The 13,109-nt window shown below is 67.6% G+C and carries 14 protein-coding genes; 7 read left to right on the top strand and 7 right to left on the bottom strand.

Annotated features, from left to right (window positions below; all coding sequences use genetic code 11):
* Window positions 1–3: 3 nt before the first annotated feature.
* Window positions 4–1,278, top strand: coding sequence for an alpha/beta hydrolase (locus A5711_RS21465; RefSeq protein WP_067950090.1), 1,275 nt, complete (start codon window positions 4–6; stop codon window positions 1,276–1,278).
* Here A5711_RS21465 and A5711_RS21460 read toward each other — a convergent pair.
* Window positions 1,275–1,886 carry a TetR/AcrR family transcriptional regulator gene (locus A5711_RS21460; protein WP_067950088.1) on the bottom strand — a complete coding sequence of 204 codons (612 nt, stop codon included), beginning with the start codon at window positions 1,884–1,886 and terminating at the stop codon, window positions 1,275–1,277. The two genes, A5711_RS21465 and A5711_RS21460, sit on opposite strands and share 4 nt — an antisense overlap.
* Before the next feature lie 61 nt (window positions 1,887–1,947).
* Here A5711_RS21460 and A5711_RS21455 point away from each other — a divergent pair, with 61 nt between their 5' ends.
* Window positions 1,948–2,442 (top strand): DUF1707 domain-containing protein, encoded by a 495-nt coding sequence (locus A5711_RS21455; RefSeq protein WP_067950086.1) that lies wholly within the window; start codon window positions 1,948–1,950, stop codon window positions 2,440–2,442.
* Here the strand turns inward: A5711_RS21455 and A5711_RS21450 are convergent.
* From A5711_RS21450 to A5711_RS21440, 3 genes are all read right to left on the bottom strand, one after another.
* A complete protein-coding gene (locus A5711_RS21450) occupies window positions 2,385–2,864 on the bottom strand; it encodes a hypothetical protein (RefSeq protein ID WP_067950084.1) in 480 nt (159 codons plus the stop codon). The two genes, A5711_RS21455 and A5711_RS21450, sit on opposite strands and share 58 nt — an antisense overlap.
* Window positions 2,865–2,918: 54 nt before the next feature.
* On the bottom strand, window positions 2,919–3,353 hold the full coding sequence (locus A5711_RS21445) for a protease inhibitor I42 family protein (protein WP_067950108.1): 435 nt from the start codon (window positions 3,351–3,353) through the stop codon (window positions 2,919–2,921).
* 90 nt (window positions 3,354–3,443) lie between these two features.
* Window positions 3,444–4,253 (bottom strand): SDR family oxidoreductase, encoded by an 810-nt coding sequence (locus tag A5711_RS21440; protein WP_067950082.1) that lies wholly within the window; start codon window positions 4,251–4,253, stop codon window positions 3,444–3,446.
* Window positions 4,254–4,508: 255 nt separating this feature from the next.
* Between A5711_RS21440 and A5711_RS21435 the strand changes: the two genes are divergently transcribed.
* Both A5711_RS21435 and A5711_RS21430 read left to right on the top strand, forming a co-directional pair.
* Entirely contained in the window at window positions 4,509–6,101 is a 1,593-nt protein-coding gene (locus A5711_RS21435) for a Na+/H+ antiporter (RefSeq protein WP_067950080.1), read from the top strand.
* A 33-nt stretch (window positions 6,102–6,134) separates the two neighbouring features.
* Window positions 6,135–7,292, top strand: coding sequence for an AAA family ATPase (locus tag A5711_RS21430; protein ID WP_067950078.1), 1,158 nt, complete (start codon window positions 6,135–6,137; stop codon window positions 7,290–7,292).
* 22 nt (window positions 7,293–7,314) lie between these two features.
* On the opposite strand, the gene A5711_RS21425 is transcribed toward A5711_RS21430, so the two are convergent.
* The gene (locus A5711_RS21425; RefSeq protein ID WP_231987521.1) at window positions 7,315–7,761 is read right to left on the bottom strand and encodes a VOC family protein; all 447 of its coding nucleotides are present in this window, start codon (window positions 7,759–7,761) and stop codon (window positions 7,315–7,317) included.
* Window positions 7,762–7,853: 92 nt separating this feature from the next.
* Between A5711_RS21425 and A5711_RS21420 the strand changes: the two genes are divergently transcribed.
* Both A5711_RS21420 and A5711_RS21415 read left to right on the top strand, forming a co-directional pair.
* Window positions 7,854–8,501, top strand: a complete 648-nt coding sequence (locus tag A5711_RS21420; RefSeq protein WP_067950074.1) for a TetR/AcrR family transcriptional regulator — start codon at window positions 7,854–7,856, stop codon at window positions 8,499–8,501.
* Entirely contained in the window at window positions 8,494–10,017 is a 1,524-nt protein-coding gene (locus tag A5711_RS21415) for an FAD-dependent monooxygenase (protein WP_067950072.1), read from the top strand. The genes A5711_RS21420 and A5711_RS21415 overlap by 8 nt, the downstream gene beginning before the upstream one ends.
* On the opposite strand, the gene A5711_RS21410 is transcribed toward A5711_RS21415, so the two are convergent.
* Window positions 10,014–10,643 (bottom strand): TetR/AcrR family transcriptional regulator, encoded by a 630-nt coding sequence (locus A5711_RS21410; protein WP_067950070.1) that lies wholly within the window; start codon window positions 10,641–10,643, stop codon window positions 10,014–10,016. The two genes, A5711_RS21415 and A5711_RS21410, sit on opposite strands and share 4 nt — an antisense overlap.
* A 38-nt stretch (window positions 10,644–10,681) precedes the next feature.
* Window positions 10,682–11,863, bottom strand: a complete 1,182-nt coding sequence (locus A5711_RS21405) for an aromatic ring-hydroxylating dioxygenase subunit alpha (protein WP_067950068.1) — start codon at window positions 11,861–11,863, stop codon at window positions 10,682–10,684.
* Between the two features lie 80 nt (window positions 11,864–11,943).
* Between A5711_RS21405 and A5711_RS21400 the strand changes: the two genes are divergently transcribed.
* Window positions 11,944–13,089, top strand: coding sequence for a thiamine pyrophosphate-binding protein (locus tag A5711_RS21400; RefSeq protein ID WP_067950066.1), 1,146 nt, complete (start codon window positions 11,944–11,946; stop codon window positions 13,087–13,089).
* The last annotated feature ends 20 nt before the right edge of the window (window positions 13,090–13,109 follow it).

Below are 13,109 nucleotides of genomic sequence, written 5' to 3'. Positions count from 1 at the left end.
CGGATGCGGACAGCTCGAATCATCCACGTCATCCGGCAGATAGGGTCGCTCGTCGTCACCGCCGTGACCGCGGTGTCCACGCTCAATGCGTACCGGCCGCTTGCGCGCAGCGGCTACCTATCGCTCTTCTCGTGGATGTTCGGGCTGGTCGTCACCGAGCTCCCGTTGCAAACCCTGGTCAGCCAGCTCGGCGGTCTGGGGTTGACCGCTCGTCGCCTCACGCCGCCGGTGCGAATCGCCGCGTGGGCGGTCGCCACCGTGTCGGCGATGGGCTTGCTCAACTTCAGCCGCGCCGGGCACAAGGCCAACGTGCCGCTGACCCAGGCGCTGGACGAGGGCCTGGGCGCAGGCCGTCGCACCGAGTCGGGTGACCTGTGGCGCCGGCCGGCCGGCGGCGGGACCGCCAAGACGCCGGGGCTACTGCGGATGATGCGGATTTACCGCGACTACGCCCACGACTCCAACATCAGCTACGGCGAATTCGGCAGCGCCAACCACTTGGACATCTGGCGTCGTCCGGATCTCGACCCGATTGGCAAGGCGCCGGTGCTCTTCCAGATCCCGGGCGGCGCCTGGACCACGGGAAACAAACGCGGACAAGCTCATCCACTGATGAGCCACCTCGCCGAGTTGGGCTGGGTTTGTGTGGCGATCAACTACCGGCACAGCCCACGCAACACCTGGCCGGACCACATCGTCGACGTCAAGCGCGCCCTGGCCTGGGTCAAGGCGCACATCGCCGAGTACGGCGGCGACCCCGAATTCATCGCCATCACGGGCGGTTCGGCGGGCGGCCACCTGTCGTCACTGGCCGCTCTCACGTCCAATGACCCTCAGTTCCAGCCCGGGTTCGAAGACGCCGACACGCGAGTGCAGGCGGCCGTGCCGTTCTACGGCGTCTACGACTTCACCCGGTTCAACGACGCGATGCACCCGATGATGCCCGCCTTGCTCGTCAAATCGGTTGTCAAGCAACGCCCTTCGACGAACATGCAGCCTTTCATCACCGCTTCCCCGGTCAACCACGTTTCGGCCGACGCTCCCCCGTTCTTCGTCTTGCACGGCCGCAACGACTCGCTGGTGCCCGTCGAGCAGGCGCGTGGATTCGTCGAGCGGCTGCGGCAAGCGAGCACCCAGCCCGTCGTGTACGCCGAATTGCCGTTCACCCAGCACGCTTTCGACATCTTCGGTTCGGCGCGCGCGGCGCACACCGCGGTCGCCGTGGAACAGTTCCTGGCCGAGATCTACGCGACGGGGCGCCAGGCCAACGTGGCCTAACCGCCCAGCATTTGGGCCACCATGCCGGCGATGATGGCCTCCGGGTCCTGCTCGATGCCGACGCTGAGCAGCTCGCCACCGATCGCGAGCGACGCGACGCCGTGCACCAGCGACCACAGCGGCGCGGCGAGTTCACGCGGGTCTTGACCGCTGACGATGCCCGCCCGTTGACACGTCACGATCGCGTCGAGCAGATCGCCGAACGCCTCCTCGCCGGCGACGGCCAGGCCGGGATGGTCGGCCTTGGATAGCTCGGCGCCGAACATCACGCGGTAGTGGTCCGGGTGGGCGACCGCCCACCGCACATAGGCGCGGCCGAGTTCGACCACCCGGTCCTTCGGCTCCGGCGTCGCGCCGGCGGCCGCGGCCAGTTCGGCGTGCAGGTCACGAAAACCCTGTTCGGCCACGGTCGCGAGCAGCGCAGCCTTGTCGGCGAAGTGCCGGTAGGGGGCGGCGGCGCTGACGCCGGCGCGCCGCGCCGCCTCGGTCAGCGTGAAACCCTTCGGCCCCTTCTCGGCCACCAGCGACAGGGCGGCGCCGGTCAGCGCGCGTTTGAGGTCGCCGTGGTGGTAGCTGTCCCGACGCGCCGCAACTTTCTGCCGTGCCATGTTGACGACATTAACATTCCGGACTATGTTAAAGCCATTCACATCTTTGGAAGGGGACGAAATGGACCAGCAGCTCATGACCCCCCGTGCCGGCGACCGCGACCGGGAAAGGGCGGCGGAACGCCTCGGCCAAGCATTCGCGCAGGGCTACCTGCAGCTGGATGAGTACGAGCAACGGATGCAGGCGGTGTTCGGCACGCACACCACCGAGGAACTCACCCAGCTCCTCGCCGACCTGCCGCTCGAGCGGATCCGGCGCGCGGACCCGCGCCGCCGCGCCGCCCGCATCGAGGCCGCCCGCCGCGGCGTGCGCCTTCACCTCGCCGCCTACCTGGCGATGACCGTCATCGTGCTCACCGTGTGGGCGGCCGTCGCCGCGGCCACCGGCGCCACCTACTTCTGGCCGATATGGCCCATCCTTGGCGCCGGGATCGGCCTCGTCAGCCACGCCCTGGGCATCCACCCCGCTCAGAAATATGGAAACCCTTGTGCCGCAGGCTATGTCTTGGGACGCACCCCGGCCGCGCGATACACGAAAACGGGCTGGACCGGATAACGCAGCGTCGTCGTAGGCAGCGTCTCCAGCACCTCGTCGGGGATGTTCTTCTTGTAGTTGAGGCTCATCGACCCGCTGAAGGCGGGGTCGACGCCGTGCAGGTCGATTTCCAGCTTCAGGCCTTTGCCGGTGATGGTGGCCCGGGCCGACCCCTTGCGGCTGTCCCACGAGCAATCGATCGATCGCAGGTTGGCGTCCCCGCGCACGGGAAGCGTGGCGACCACTCGGGCGGACGTGAACGCGAACGCACCCCTGTAGCGGGATACGCCGGAAGCCGAATAGACCCCAGGCACGTGGCCGCTGAAGTGCCGGCTCACCCCCACATTGCCGGCGCTGAAGATGACGCCCTCGGCTTCGAGCTCGTCGCGCAGCGCCGCGGGCAGTTTGCCGATTTCGGACAAATTTCGGAGGAAGCCGAACACGCACCAGACCGTAGCGCGAGGTGCGGCCGGTCCGCACTCGTTTGCCAGAGAGGTTTACTGCACCGTGACGTCGGCCGTGTAGGTGCACGCCGGCTTGGAGTCCTTATCGACAAAGCTGGTGTAGGACGTGCCGATGGTCGTGGTCCCCGGCTTCAACGCGGTGAACTCCCACACCTCGGTGCCGGGCGCCCCCAACGCGTCAGAACTCGGCGGCACGAACTCGTGACTGGTTTGCTTCAGCACCCCCGGATCGCCCACCTTCATCTCCGGTGTCCACCGGTACGGGGTGGTGTAATTGGAGCCCAACTTCACGATCAGCGTGTTGCCGACGGCCAAGGTCATGCTCTGCTTGATGGCGTCCTGGGTAAGCACGTCGGTCATCGGTACCTGGAGTGTCTTGGTCGACGGCGGGTTCCTGGAGGCGAAGTGGCAGCCCACCACCGTTGACGAAACGAGCACGGCGACTGCTACCAGCAGCCTCATCCTCACAAGATTCATCGCCTCCATTATGGCGGGAAGCCCGCTGCCGAGATCGGTCCGGATGGGTGGAAGCTGGATGCCCAGGTCCGGGTGCGGGTTTTAGCGCTCCCCTTTGCGCGGGCGGTGCGGCAGGTAAGCGCGGATGGCGTCACGGTACGGCAGTTGACCCGCGGCGACCTGTTCCTGGAGGTACTGCTCGAACGTCATCACGCCGTCGGCGTGCTCCGGGGTTAGCAGGGCGCCGGCGCGTAACTCGCCAAACACCTTGCCGGGCAAGCGGATCGGGACGATGCGTCGGCGTTTACCCACGATGGCCAAGTAACTGCGGGCAAGGTCTTCGAGCGCACGCGGCTGCGGGCCGCCGAAATCCGGCGCACGTCCGATCGGCTCGCCGAGCGCCAACCGGGCCAACCGCGCGCCCACGTCGCGCACGTCGACCGGCTGAAACTTCAGGCCCGCCGGCAGCGCCATGACCGGCGGTTTCGCGAGCATGCGCAGTATGACGGCGATCAGATCGTGGAACTGGGTCGCCCGCTGCACCGTCCACGGCAGGCCCGACTCGGCGATCGTGCGTTCGTTGGCGAGCATCATGCGGTACAGGCCGAATGGGACGCGGTCGATTCCGACGATGGAGACGTAAACCAGATGCGGTGAGCCCGCCCGTTTCGCCGCGGCGACCAGGTGCCCGCTGGGATAGACGCAGTGCACGATCGTGTCGACGCCGTCGAGCGCCGCATCGAGCCCATCGCCGGTCTGCACGTCGCCGACGACATGCTCGACATCGGTGCGCTGGTGCCGCCGCCGTCCGCGGCTCAGCACGCGGACGTCCTTGCCGGCGGCGGTCAGCCGGTCGACGACGGCGCGGCCTACGGTGCCGGTGCCGCCTGTGATCAGTACTCGGTTGGCCATGCGAAGTCGCTCACGCCACCAACACTGCCACGCACCGGGGGCCCGTGCTGCGGGTCGGGTCACCGGATGCTGGTACTCCTGCGACTGCTCCTGAGCTCTGAACCATTACCGGACTCTCGATTTTGATATCGCGGGCGCTATCGAGTTCGAGAGTCGCATAACGCCCCGCAGTCGGGGCCGAAGTGACAGATGTGACGGCGCTCGCCACCCGAGCCCCGATCGGCGCGAGGCGGGCATGTCCGGCAGGATGGGCTGGTGTTTGGCCTCGTCCTGATCGTTGCGCTCGTCTCCACCGTCATCGTCGGGACGGTCCTCGGCCGGCGCTACCGCGTTGGTCCCCCGGTGCTGCTCATCGTGCTCGGCACGCTGCTGGGTCTGATCCCCAGCTTGGCTCACGTGCATGTGAACGGGGAGGTCGTGCTGTTGCTGTTCCTGCCGGCGATCCTCTACTGGGAAGGCCTGAACACCAGCTTCCGGGAGATCCGAGCGAACGCGCGCATCATCGTGTTCCTGAGCGTCGCCCTGGTGATCGCGACGGCGGTGGCCGTGTCGTGGACGGCACGGGCGCTGGGCATGGACTCCCACGCGGCGGCCGTGTTGGGCGCCGTGCTGTCCCCCACCGACGCCGCCGCCGTGGCCGGTTTGGCCAAGAAGTTGCCACGCCGATCGGTCACGGTGCTGAAGGCCGAGAGTCTCATCAACGACGGCACGGCCCTGGTCCTGTTCGCCGTCACAGTCCACGTCGCGATCGGCGGCGCGCAAATCACCCCGATCGACCTAGTTGGTCGGTTCGTCGGTTCCTACCTGGGCGGCATCGCCGCGGGACTTCTGGTCGGCGGAGCGGTTACCCTGCTGCGCAAGAGAATTGACGCGCCCCAGGAGGAAGGGGCACTGAGCCTGCTGACGCCGTTTGCGGCGTTCTTGCTGGCGCAGAGCATGGATTGCAGCGGGGTGGTCGCGGTCATGGTCGCGGCATTGATGCTCGCCTACGCCGGGCCGGTGGTGATCCGTGCGCGATCTCGCCTGCAGGCCTACGCGTTCTGGGACAGCGCGACCTTCCTGCTCAACGGCTCGTTGTGGGTGTTCGTCGGAGTTCAGATACCGGGGGCGCTGCGGGGCATCGCCGGCGTGGACGGCGGGATTCGGCACGCCCTGTACATTGCGCTCGCCGTCACCGTCGTGGTGATTCTGTCGCGAATCTTCTGGGGCGAGATCACCGTGCTGTTGATCCGGCTGATCGACCGCCGGGAGGCGCAGCGGGAACGGCGCGTCGACTGGCGTCAGCGTTTCGTCACCGCCTGGGCGGGATTCCGCGGGGCGGTGTCGCTCGCCGCCGCGCTGGCCGTGCCGACGACCACACTCAGCGGCGCGCCATTCCCCGACCGCAGCCTGCTCATCTTCATCGTGGTGGTCGTCATCCTCGTGACGGTCCTCGTCCAGGGCACCACGCTGCCCGCAGTCGTGCGCTGGGCGAAGATGCCCGAAGACGTGGCCCACGCCGAGGAATTGCAGCTGGCTCGCACCCGCGGCGCTCGGGCCGCCCTCGACGCGTTGCCGACGGTCGCCGACGAGGTCGGCATCAGCGACGACCTCCGCAGGCGGCTGCAAAAGGAATACGAAGAAAAGGCCGCGCTGGCCCTCGCCACCGAAAACGACTCGACGAACAGCCACCTGGTCAAGAAGAAGGATCTCGTCCGTAGGGTTCGGCTGGGCATGCTCGAAAGCAAGCGCCGCGAGATCACCGCGCTGCGCAACGAGAACCTCATCGACGACATCGTCCTGCGCGAGCTGCAGAACGAGATGGACCTCGAGGAAGTGCAGCTGCTCGACGCCGCCGACAACGAGTAGGGCCCGTCGGTCGTCGACCGTACAGTCGGCTCCATGTTGCAGACGGTGGCGATCCGCGGCTATCGCTCGCTGCGTGAGCTGATCCTGCCGCTCAGTCGGCTCTCGGTGGTCACCGGCGCCAACGGCGCCGGCAAGTCCTCGCTGTACCGCGCGTTGCGGTTGCTGGCCGATTGCGGCCGCGGCGAGGTCATCGCCTCGCTCGCCCGCGAGGGAGGGCTGCAGTCCGCGCTGTGGGCCGGGCCCGAGGAGCTCAAGGGCGCGCGCCGGACCGGCAGGGCCGAGGGCACCGTGCGCACCCGGCCCGTCTCCCTCGAATTGGGCTTCGCCTCAGACGATTTCGGCTATCTGGTCGATCTCGGCATGCCGCAGATGGCCGGGCCGAAGTCGGCCTTCGGCCGCGATCCCGAGATCAAGCGGGAAGCGTTGTTCGCCGGGCCGGTGCTGCGGCCCAGCGCGACGCTCGTGCGCCGGACCCGCGATTTCGCCGAGGTGAGCGCGGATTCGGGCCGCGGATTCGACGAGTTGTCCCGCTCGTTGCCGACGTACCGCAGCGTGCTGGCCGAGTACGCCCACCCGCATGCGCTGCCCGAGCTTGCGGCCGTGCGCGAGCGGCTGCGCGGCTGGCGGTTCTACGACGGCTTCCGCGTCGACGCGGGGGCGCCGGCCCGGCACCCGCAGGTGGGAACGCGCACCCCGGTGCTCTCCGATGACGGCAGCGATTTGGCCGCCGCGATCCAGACGATCATCGAGGCGGGTTTCGACGACCTGAGCCGCGCCGTCGCCGACGCCTTCGACGGCGCGACGGTGTCGGTCGCGGTTCATGACGGGCTTTTCGACCTGCAGCTGCGGCAGCGCGGCATGCTGCGGCCGCTGCGGTCCGCCGAATTATCCGATGGCACACTGCGATTCCTGCTCTGGGCCGCCGCTTTGTTGAGTCCGCAGGCGCCGTCGCTGATGGTGCTCAACGAACCGGAGACCTCGCTGCATCCGGACCTGGTGCGTCCGCTCGCGGGCCTGATCCGCACCGCCGCCGCGCGGACGCAGGTCCTGGTGGTCACCCATTCCCGTGCGCTGCTGGAAGCCACCGGCGACGACGCCGTGGAGATCGAGCTCTACAAGGAGTGGGGCGAGACACGGGTCACCGGTCAGGGGCTGCTGACCACGCCGCCGTGGGACTGGGGCAAGCGCTAACGACCAACAGGCGCGCCCGTGTTTACGAATGCATCGCGGGCGCGTACGAGATGCCGATGATCGTGCCCTCGATGGACTGCAGTCGAGCGACAGTTTGTCCCCACGGCTCGGTGTGTGCGTCGTGCAGCAGAGTGAAGCCCTTCTGTGTCAACTCGTTCGCCGCGACCTGGACGGTGTCGGCGTCCGCGACCTCGAATTCGATGCTGGCCTGGGGCACCGGCCGCTCAGCTGGCCAGTCAGGCGTGCCAAAGCAGGCTTGCGCAGCCTGCGCCAGCGGCCAGACGCCGAAGGAGTTGCACCCGTCGATGCTTTCACTGTGGAGATAGCCGTCGGCTTCCGCGGTCAGGGGCAGGCCAAGCGTGTCCGCGTAGAACCGTCGGCTGACCGCCGGCTCTGGGGTGATCACTGCAACGCTCGTGATGAATTGCACTTCCATGGCTTCACCTTTCAACGCGTTCGGTCGTGGCATAGGTGTGCACAACCCAGGCTAGACGCGCATATCCAAATGTTGCCCATCAGGCAATCTTGCCTACCGGGCAAGTTTTGCGTACTTTTGGGGACATGACCGAACAGTCGGGCGGGTTGCGGGAGCGCAAGAAGGCCGACACCCGCCGTGCCCTCAGCGACGCCGCGCTCAACCTCGCCTTCGAACGCGGGCTGGACAACGTGACGCGCGAGGACATCGCCAACCTGGCCGGAGTCTCGTTGCGCACCTTCAACAACTACTTCGGCGGCAAGTACGAGGCGCTCGCCTACCGGCAGACCGAGCGCATGCGCCGCAGCGTTGCCGCGCTGCGGCAACGCCCGGCCGACGAGCCGCTGTGGACGTCGATCACGCATGTCGTGCTCCAATCCTTGGAGGAAGACTTCGACGACAGGTACGGAGAAGAGAACCTGCTGCCGAGCCGTCAGGAACTCGTCGAAGTGCGAAAAATGCTGATGAACCCTCAGGTGCGTAATGCGTTGCCGCAGGACCTTTTCGACGAGTGGCTCGCGGTGATCGCCGAACGCACCGGCACCGATCCCGAGCGCGACCTGTACCCGCGGCTGGTGGTGGCGATCGTGCGCGCCGTCGGCGACGCCGCGGCCGAGGCCTACGTGCGCGCCGACCCCCCGGTCCCGATCACCGACCTGATCCGTTCCGGCTTCGCCGCCGTGAGCGCCGGCCTGCCCCAACCCGCCAAGCGCAGGGAGAAAACCCATGACTGACGAACACGCCGACATCGTCATCTCCGGTGCCGGCCCCAACGGACTGCTGCTGGCCTGCGAGCTCGCGCTGGCCGGCATCCGGCCCGTCGTGCTGGATGCCCTGCCCGGGCCCAGCTCGGAGCCGAAGGCGAATGGCCTTGTGGGGCAGGTAGTTCGGACACTCGACATGCGCGGCCTATATCAAGAGTTCACGGGCGATCCCAACCCGCCACAACCGACCTCCGGGTGGATCTTCGCGGCCATGACCCTGGATTTCTCCGGCCTGCCCGACAACCCGATGTACGCGCTGCCCATCCAACAGCCCCGCATGGTGCGGCTGTTGGAGAAGCGCGCCCGCGGTCTCGGCGTGGATCTGCGCTGGGGACACGAACTGACGGGTTTACGCCAGGAACCGGAAGGTGTTGCGCTGCAGGTGTCTTCGCCCGAACACGATTATCGCATCGACGCCGACTACCTGGTGGGCGCCGATGGCGGACGCAGCCTGGTGCGCAAGACGGTGGGCATCGACTTCCCCGGCACCACCCTCGACATCGTGGGCCGGCTTGCCCACGTGCACGTCCCGGACGAGTACCGCCGCGCCGATGGTGGCCTCGACATCCCCGGGTTCGGCCGGGTCGCCTTCGGTCACACGCGGTTGGACCGCGGCGGCCTGATCTACGCCGAGTTCGAACCCGGTCGATCGCTGTTCGGGACCCTCGAATTCGGGCCGCCGGTCGAGGACAAACCGATGAGCGTGGCCGAACTGCTCGCAAGTGCCCGCCACGTCCTGGGCGTCGAGGTTCCCTTCGAGGAGCCGAAAGGCCCTGGACCGCACGCCCTTCGCCGGATCAACGGCCAGAACACCCGCCACGCCGAGCATTATCGTGACGGCCGGGTCCTGTTGCTCGGCGACGCCGCCCACGTGCACAGCGCCATGGGCGGTCCCGGCCTGAACCTGGGCCTGCAAGACGCCATGAACCTGGGCTGGAAGCTGGCCGCCCATCTCAACGGCTGGGCACCACGCGGACTGCTCGACACCTACGAATCCGAACGCCACCCCGTCGGCGAGCGCGTGATGATGCACTCGCAGGCTCAGACCGCGCTCATGCTGCCAGGGCCCGAAGTCGCCGCGCTCCGGGCGCTGCTGGGTGAACTTTTCACCCTCCCTGACGTCGCCAAGCACATGGCCGCGCTGCTGGCAGGCACCGACGTGCGGTACGACGTCGGTGACGACCACCCGTTGTCGGGTTGGCCCGTGCCCGAGCTGACCCTCACCGACGGCCGACGGGTCGCCGAGTTGCTCCACGGCGCGCGCCCGGTGCTGCTCGACTTCGACGGCGGGGTGGGGGCCGCGGCGTCGGCCTGGTCCGATCGGGTGGACATCGTCACCGCGACGCTCGACGACCCGCCCGCCGCGGCGCTGCTGATCCGGCCCGATGGATACGTCGCCTGGGCGGCCAGCGAATTCGGGCCGGCCGACCAAGCCGGCCTGCACGCGGCGCTGCGGCGCTGGTTCGGGCCCGAGTCCAGCGGTTAGGGCGCGGGCCGAGCGGTTCCGGCGATGGGCTGAAAATGAGCGATTGCGGGAGCGACCCACTGCCGCAGGTAATCCCGCAGCTCGGCGCCGCAACGCGGTGGCCGCCCGGGGTCGACGATGAAGGACTGCAGAACCCTGAGCATGAATTCCACCAGGCCGTCGCGCCTGTCGTCAGTGATGCCGGCGCTGTTCCAGTCCACGTTGAACCGGTCGATGATGGAGCGCCCCAGCGAGAGCGCAACATCGGAGGTCACGCTGGCCGAGTAGGCCGCGGCCTTCTCCGGCGTGAGTAGCAGCCCGAGGTATTTGTCCTGGGGAAGCAGTTCCAGGGTGTGGGCGATGCCCTCGACCACCGCCTCGGCGGGGTCGTGAATCGGCTCCACGTGCGCCGCCAACCGGTTGAGGGCGGGACCCACTTCCGACAACGCGGTCGCGATCAACAACGCGTCCGTGCTCGGGAAATACCGGTAAACGGTTTGGCGGGTGACGCCCAGATCGCGGGCGATGTCGCTGATTTTGATGTCCGCGCCTGACTGATCTATCGCGCGGCTCGCCGCGGAAATGATTCGCGCAATGGCTTCGTCGTCGCTCGACGGCAGCGCTCCCGCCCAGCCATGTCTGCGCATCTACCGTGCCCTCACGGTGAGTATGGTCGCATGAGAACCTAACTCAGCGCGACGCCTATGTCCTCGGCAAAGACTTTGACCATGTGTTGCACACCGATCTCGTTGCGGCCGATCACTATATGGTCGTGTTGGCCCTGACGCACACCTTCGCCGCACTGCGGCAGCATCGCGAAGTCCTCGTCGCGCACCGCCGCGTGCACGGCGTCGTAGATCATGTCGTAGCCGCTTCGCTGGTCGTCGGTGGTTGCCGGGATGCGCGCCAACCAGCTGTGCCGCACGGTGCAGCGGGTGGGGGCGCCGGCGGGCAAAATATCGATGACTTCCACGCCCACGTTGCTGTTGGCCAGAATCAGATTCGGGTAGATCCAATAGATCAGGCCCATGTTGTCCCGGACGTCCCACGATCCGCTTGGATCGGTGTCGAGGTTAACGATCCAGTTGAACGGAAAGCCGAGCCGGTGATGCTTGCCGTACTCGTCGTAGATCGCCACGTTGGGCAGGGCGTTCTGGCCAATCAGGCTGTCGCCGTGGACGAATGGGAAGTGGTATCCCTCTGCGAACGCTTCCAGTGCCCCCTTCCACGACACCTCGGAGACGAACTCGCGGTGCGCGTGATACCCGAAGGACTCGTAGTCGAGTTCGACCAGCTGTGAACGCAGCGGACCCAGGTGTGCGTCGACGTCGATGGCGCCGTCGGCGCTGAGCACCGCCCAGATGAAGCCGTACGCTTCCTGACTGGGCAACTCCATGAGCCCGTAATCGTCGGTGTCGACCCCGGCGAAGCCGGATTTGCCTGGGACGCTGAACAACTCCCCGGTGTTCTTGTACGTCCACGCGTGATAGGGGCAGGTGAAGCGAGAGGCGTTGCCCGCGCCGCATGCGGGCATGGCGCCGCGGTGACGGCAGTAGTTGAGAAACACATGACTGGCTCCCGAGCGGTCCCGGGTCACCAGCAGCGAACTGCCTAGCACCGAGCGGACTTCGAAGTCGTTCGGATTGGGCAGCTGGACACTCGGCAAGATCGCCAGCGGGGTCCGTCGCAGAATCTGCGACTCCTCGATGTCGGCGACTTTCGCGTCCCGGTAGTAGTGCAGCGGCACTCGCAGCACATCCGCGGCCAGGTCGGTCGTCTTGTCCAACACGAGCCGCAACGCCCGTCGCGTCAAATCGTCGTTGAGTTCAACCGGCCGCACGCTCTCGATCGTCACGCCTCGGACCATACACTGGAGTACATATGGATGGTCAACCCCTCGCGACTCGTCGTATCGCGGCTCGCCTCGACCCGTGCTTGGCTGGGGACATGGCCCCCACGAACCCCGGTGAGCCCGTACGCAGCGCGCAGAAGGTCGTCGACGCCTTGTCAGCGCAAGGCGTGCAGTACGTCTTCGGCGTGCCGGGCGCGAAGATCGACGCCGTCTACGACGCCCTGCTCGACGCGGGCCCGCAGCTGGTGGTGTGCCGCCACGAACAAAACGCCGCCTTCATGGCCGGGGCGATCGGTCGCCTCACCGGCATCCCCGGCGTGGTACTGGTGACCTCCGGCCCCGGGACCACCAATCTGGCCACCGGCCTGCTGACCGCCAACACCGAACAAGATCCCGTCGTCGCGCTCTGCGGTGCGGTGCGCCGCCAGGATCGGCTCAAACGTACGCATCAGTCGATGGACGCCGCCGCGATGCTCCGGACGGTCACGAAATTCACCGGCGAGGTCAACGACCCCGACAACACCGCCGAGGCCACTATCGGCGCGTTCCGCGCCGCACAGAGCGAACCGCGCGGGGCGGCCGCCGTCGTGCTGCCCGCCGATGTCCTGGCCGCCCCCACCACGGCGAGCATCCCGGGCCGACAGTCGATTCCGCCGTTGGCGGCCGCGCCTGCCGCGGCCGTCGCGACGGCGACCGAGCTGATCCGCGGTGCGCGGCGACCGGCCCTGTTGGTCGGGATGCGCGGCGCCGACCCGGACAGCTGCCTGGCGTTGCGCGCCCTGGTCGCCACGACTGGGTTGCCCGTCGTCGAGACCTTTCAGGCCGCGGGGGTGATCTCCCGCGCGTTGGAGGACAACTTCCTCGGCCGGGTCGGACTGTTCCGCAACCAGCCCGGCGACGTCGTCCTCGGCCACGCCGACGTCCTGGTCACCATCGGATACGACTCGGTCGAATACGACCCCGTGCTGTGGAACACCGACGCCGCGCGCACCGTCGTGCACATCGACTCGGTTCCCGCCGACATCCACAACCACTACCAGCCCACCGTGGAACTGCTGGGCAACATCGCGGCGACGCTCACCGCGCTGACCGACCAGCTGGCCGGCCTGACCCTGACGGACGACTACCAGGGCGAGATCGCCGTACAGCGAAAAGCGTTGAGCGACATCGATATCACCGCCGGTAGCGCCACGCCCAAGGTCTGTTGCCCGTTGGAGAACAGCAGCCGCCGCGGCTCATAGACGCGGAGATGCCGGGCCAG

It is taken from the genome of Mycobacterium sp. E2238 (assembly GCF_001672665.1).
Taxonomy (GTDB): Bacteria; Actinomycetota; Actinomycetes; order Mycobacteriales; family Mycobacteriaceae; genus Mycobacterium.
The sequence above is the reverse complement of the archived record's forward strand: the minus strand, read 5'-3'. Positions and strand labels throughout refer to the sequence as shown.

What these genes read in the sequence shown, in the direction of transcription:
- A5711_RS21420 (WP_067950074.1), top strand. Translation starts at nt 7,854, where the DNA reads ATGACCGAACAGTCGGGCGGGTTGCGGGAGCGCAAGAAGGCCGACACC.
- A5711_RS21460 (WP_067950088.1), bottom strand. Translation starts at nt 1,886, where the DNA reads ATGGCACGGCAGAAAGTTGCGGCGCGTCGGGACAGCTACCACCACGGC.
- A5711_RS21430 (WP_067950078.1), top strand. Translation starts at nt 6,135, where the DNA reads ATGTTGCAGACGGTGGCGATCCGCGGCTATCGCTCGCTGCGTGAGCTG.
- A5711_RS21405 (WP_067950068.1), bottom strand. Translation starts at nt 11,863, where the DNA reads ATGGTCCGAGGCGTGACGATCGAGAGCGTGCGGCCGGTTGAACTCAAC.
- A5711_RS21465 (WP_067950090.1), top strand. Translation starts at nt 4, where the DNA reads ATGCGGACAGCTCGAATCATCCACGTCATCCGGCAGATAGGGTCGCTC.
- A5711_RS21400 (WP_067950066.1), top strand. Translation starts at nt 11,944, where the DNA reads ATGGCCCCCACGAACCCCGGTGAGCCCGTACGCAGCGCGCAGAAGGTC.
- A5711_RS21425 (WP_231987521.1), bottom strand. Translation starts at nt 7,761, where the DNA reads ATGCCACGACCGAACGCGTTGAAAGGTGAAGCCATGGAAGTGCAATTC.
- A5711_RS21455 (WP_067950086.1), top strand. Translation starts at nt 1,948, where the DNA reads ATGGACCAGCAGCTCATGACCCCCCGTGCCGGCGACCGCGACCGGGAA.
- A5711_RS21440 (WP_067950082.1), bottom strand. Translation starts at nt 4,253, where the DNA reads ATGGCCAACCGAGTACTGATCACAGGCGGCACCGGCACCGTAGGCCGC.
- A5711_RS21415 (WP_067950072.1), top strand. Translation starts at nt 8,494, where the DNA reads ATGACTGACGAACACGCCGACATCGTCATCTCCGGTGCCGGCCCCAAC.
- A5711_RS21410 (WP_067950070.1), bottom strand. Translation starts at nt 10,643, where the DNA reads ATGCGCAGACATGGCTGGGCGGGAGCGCTGCCGTCGAGCGACGACGAA.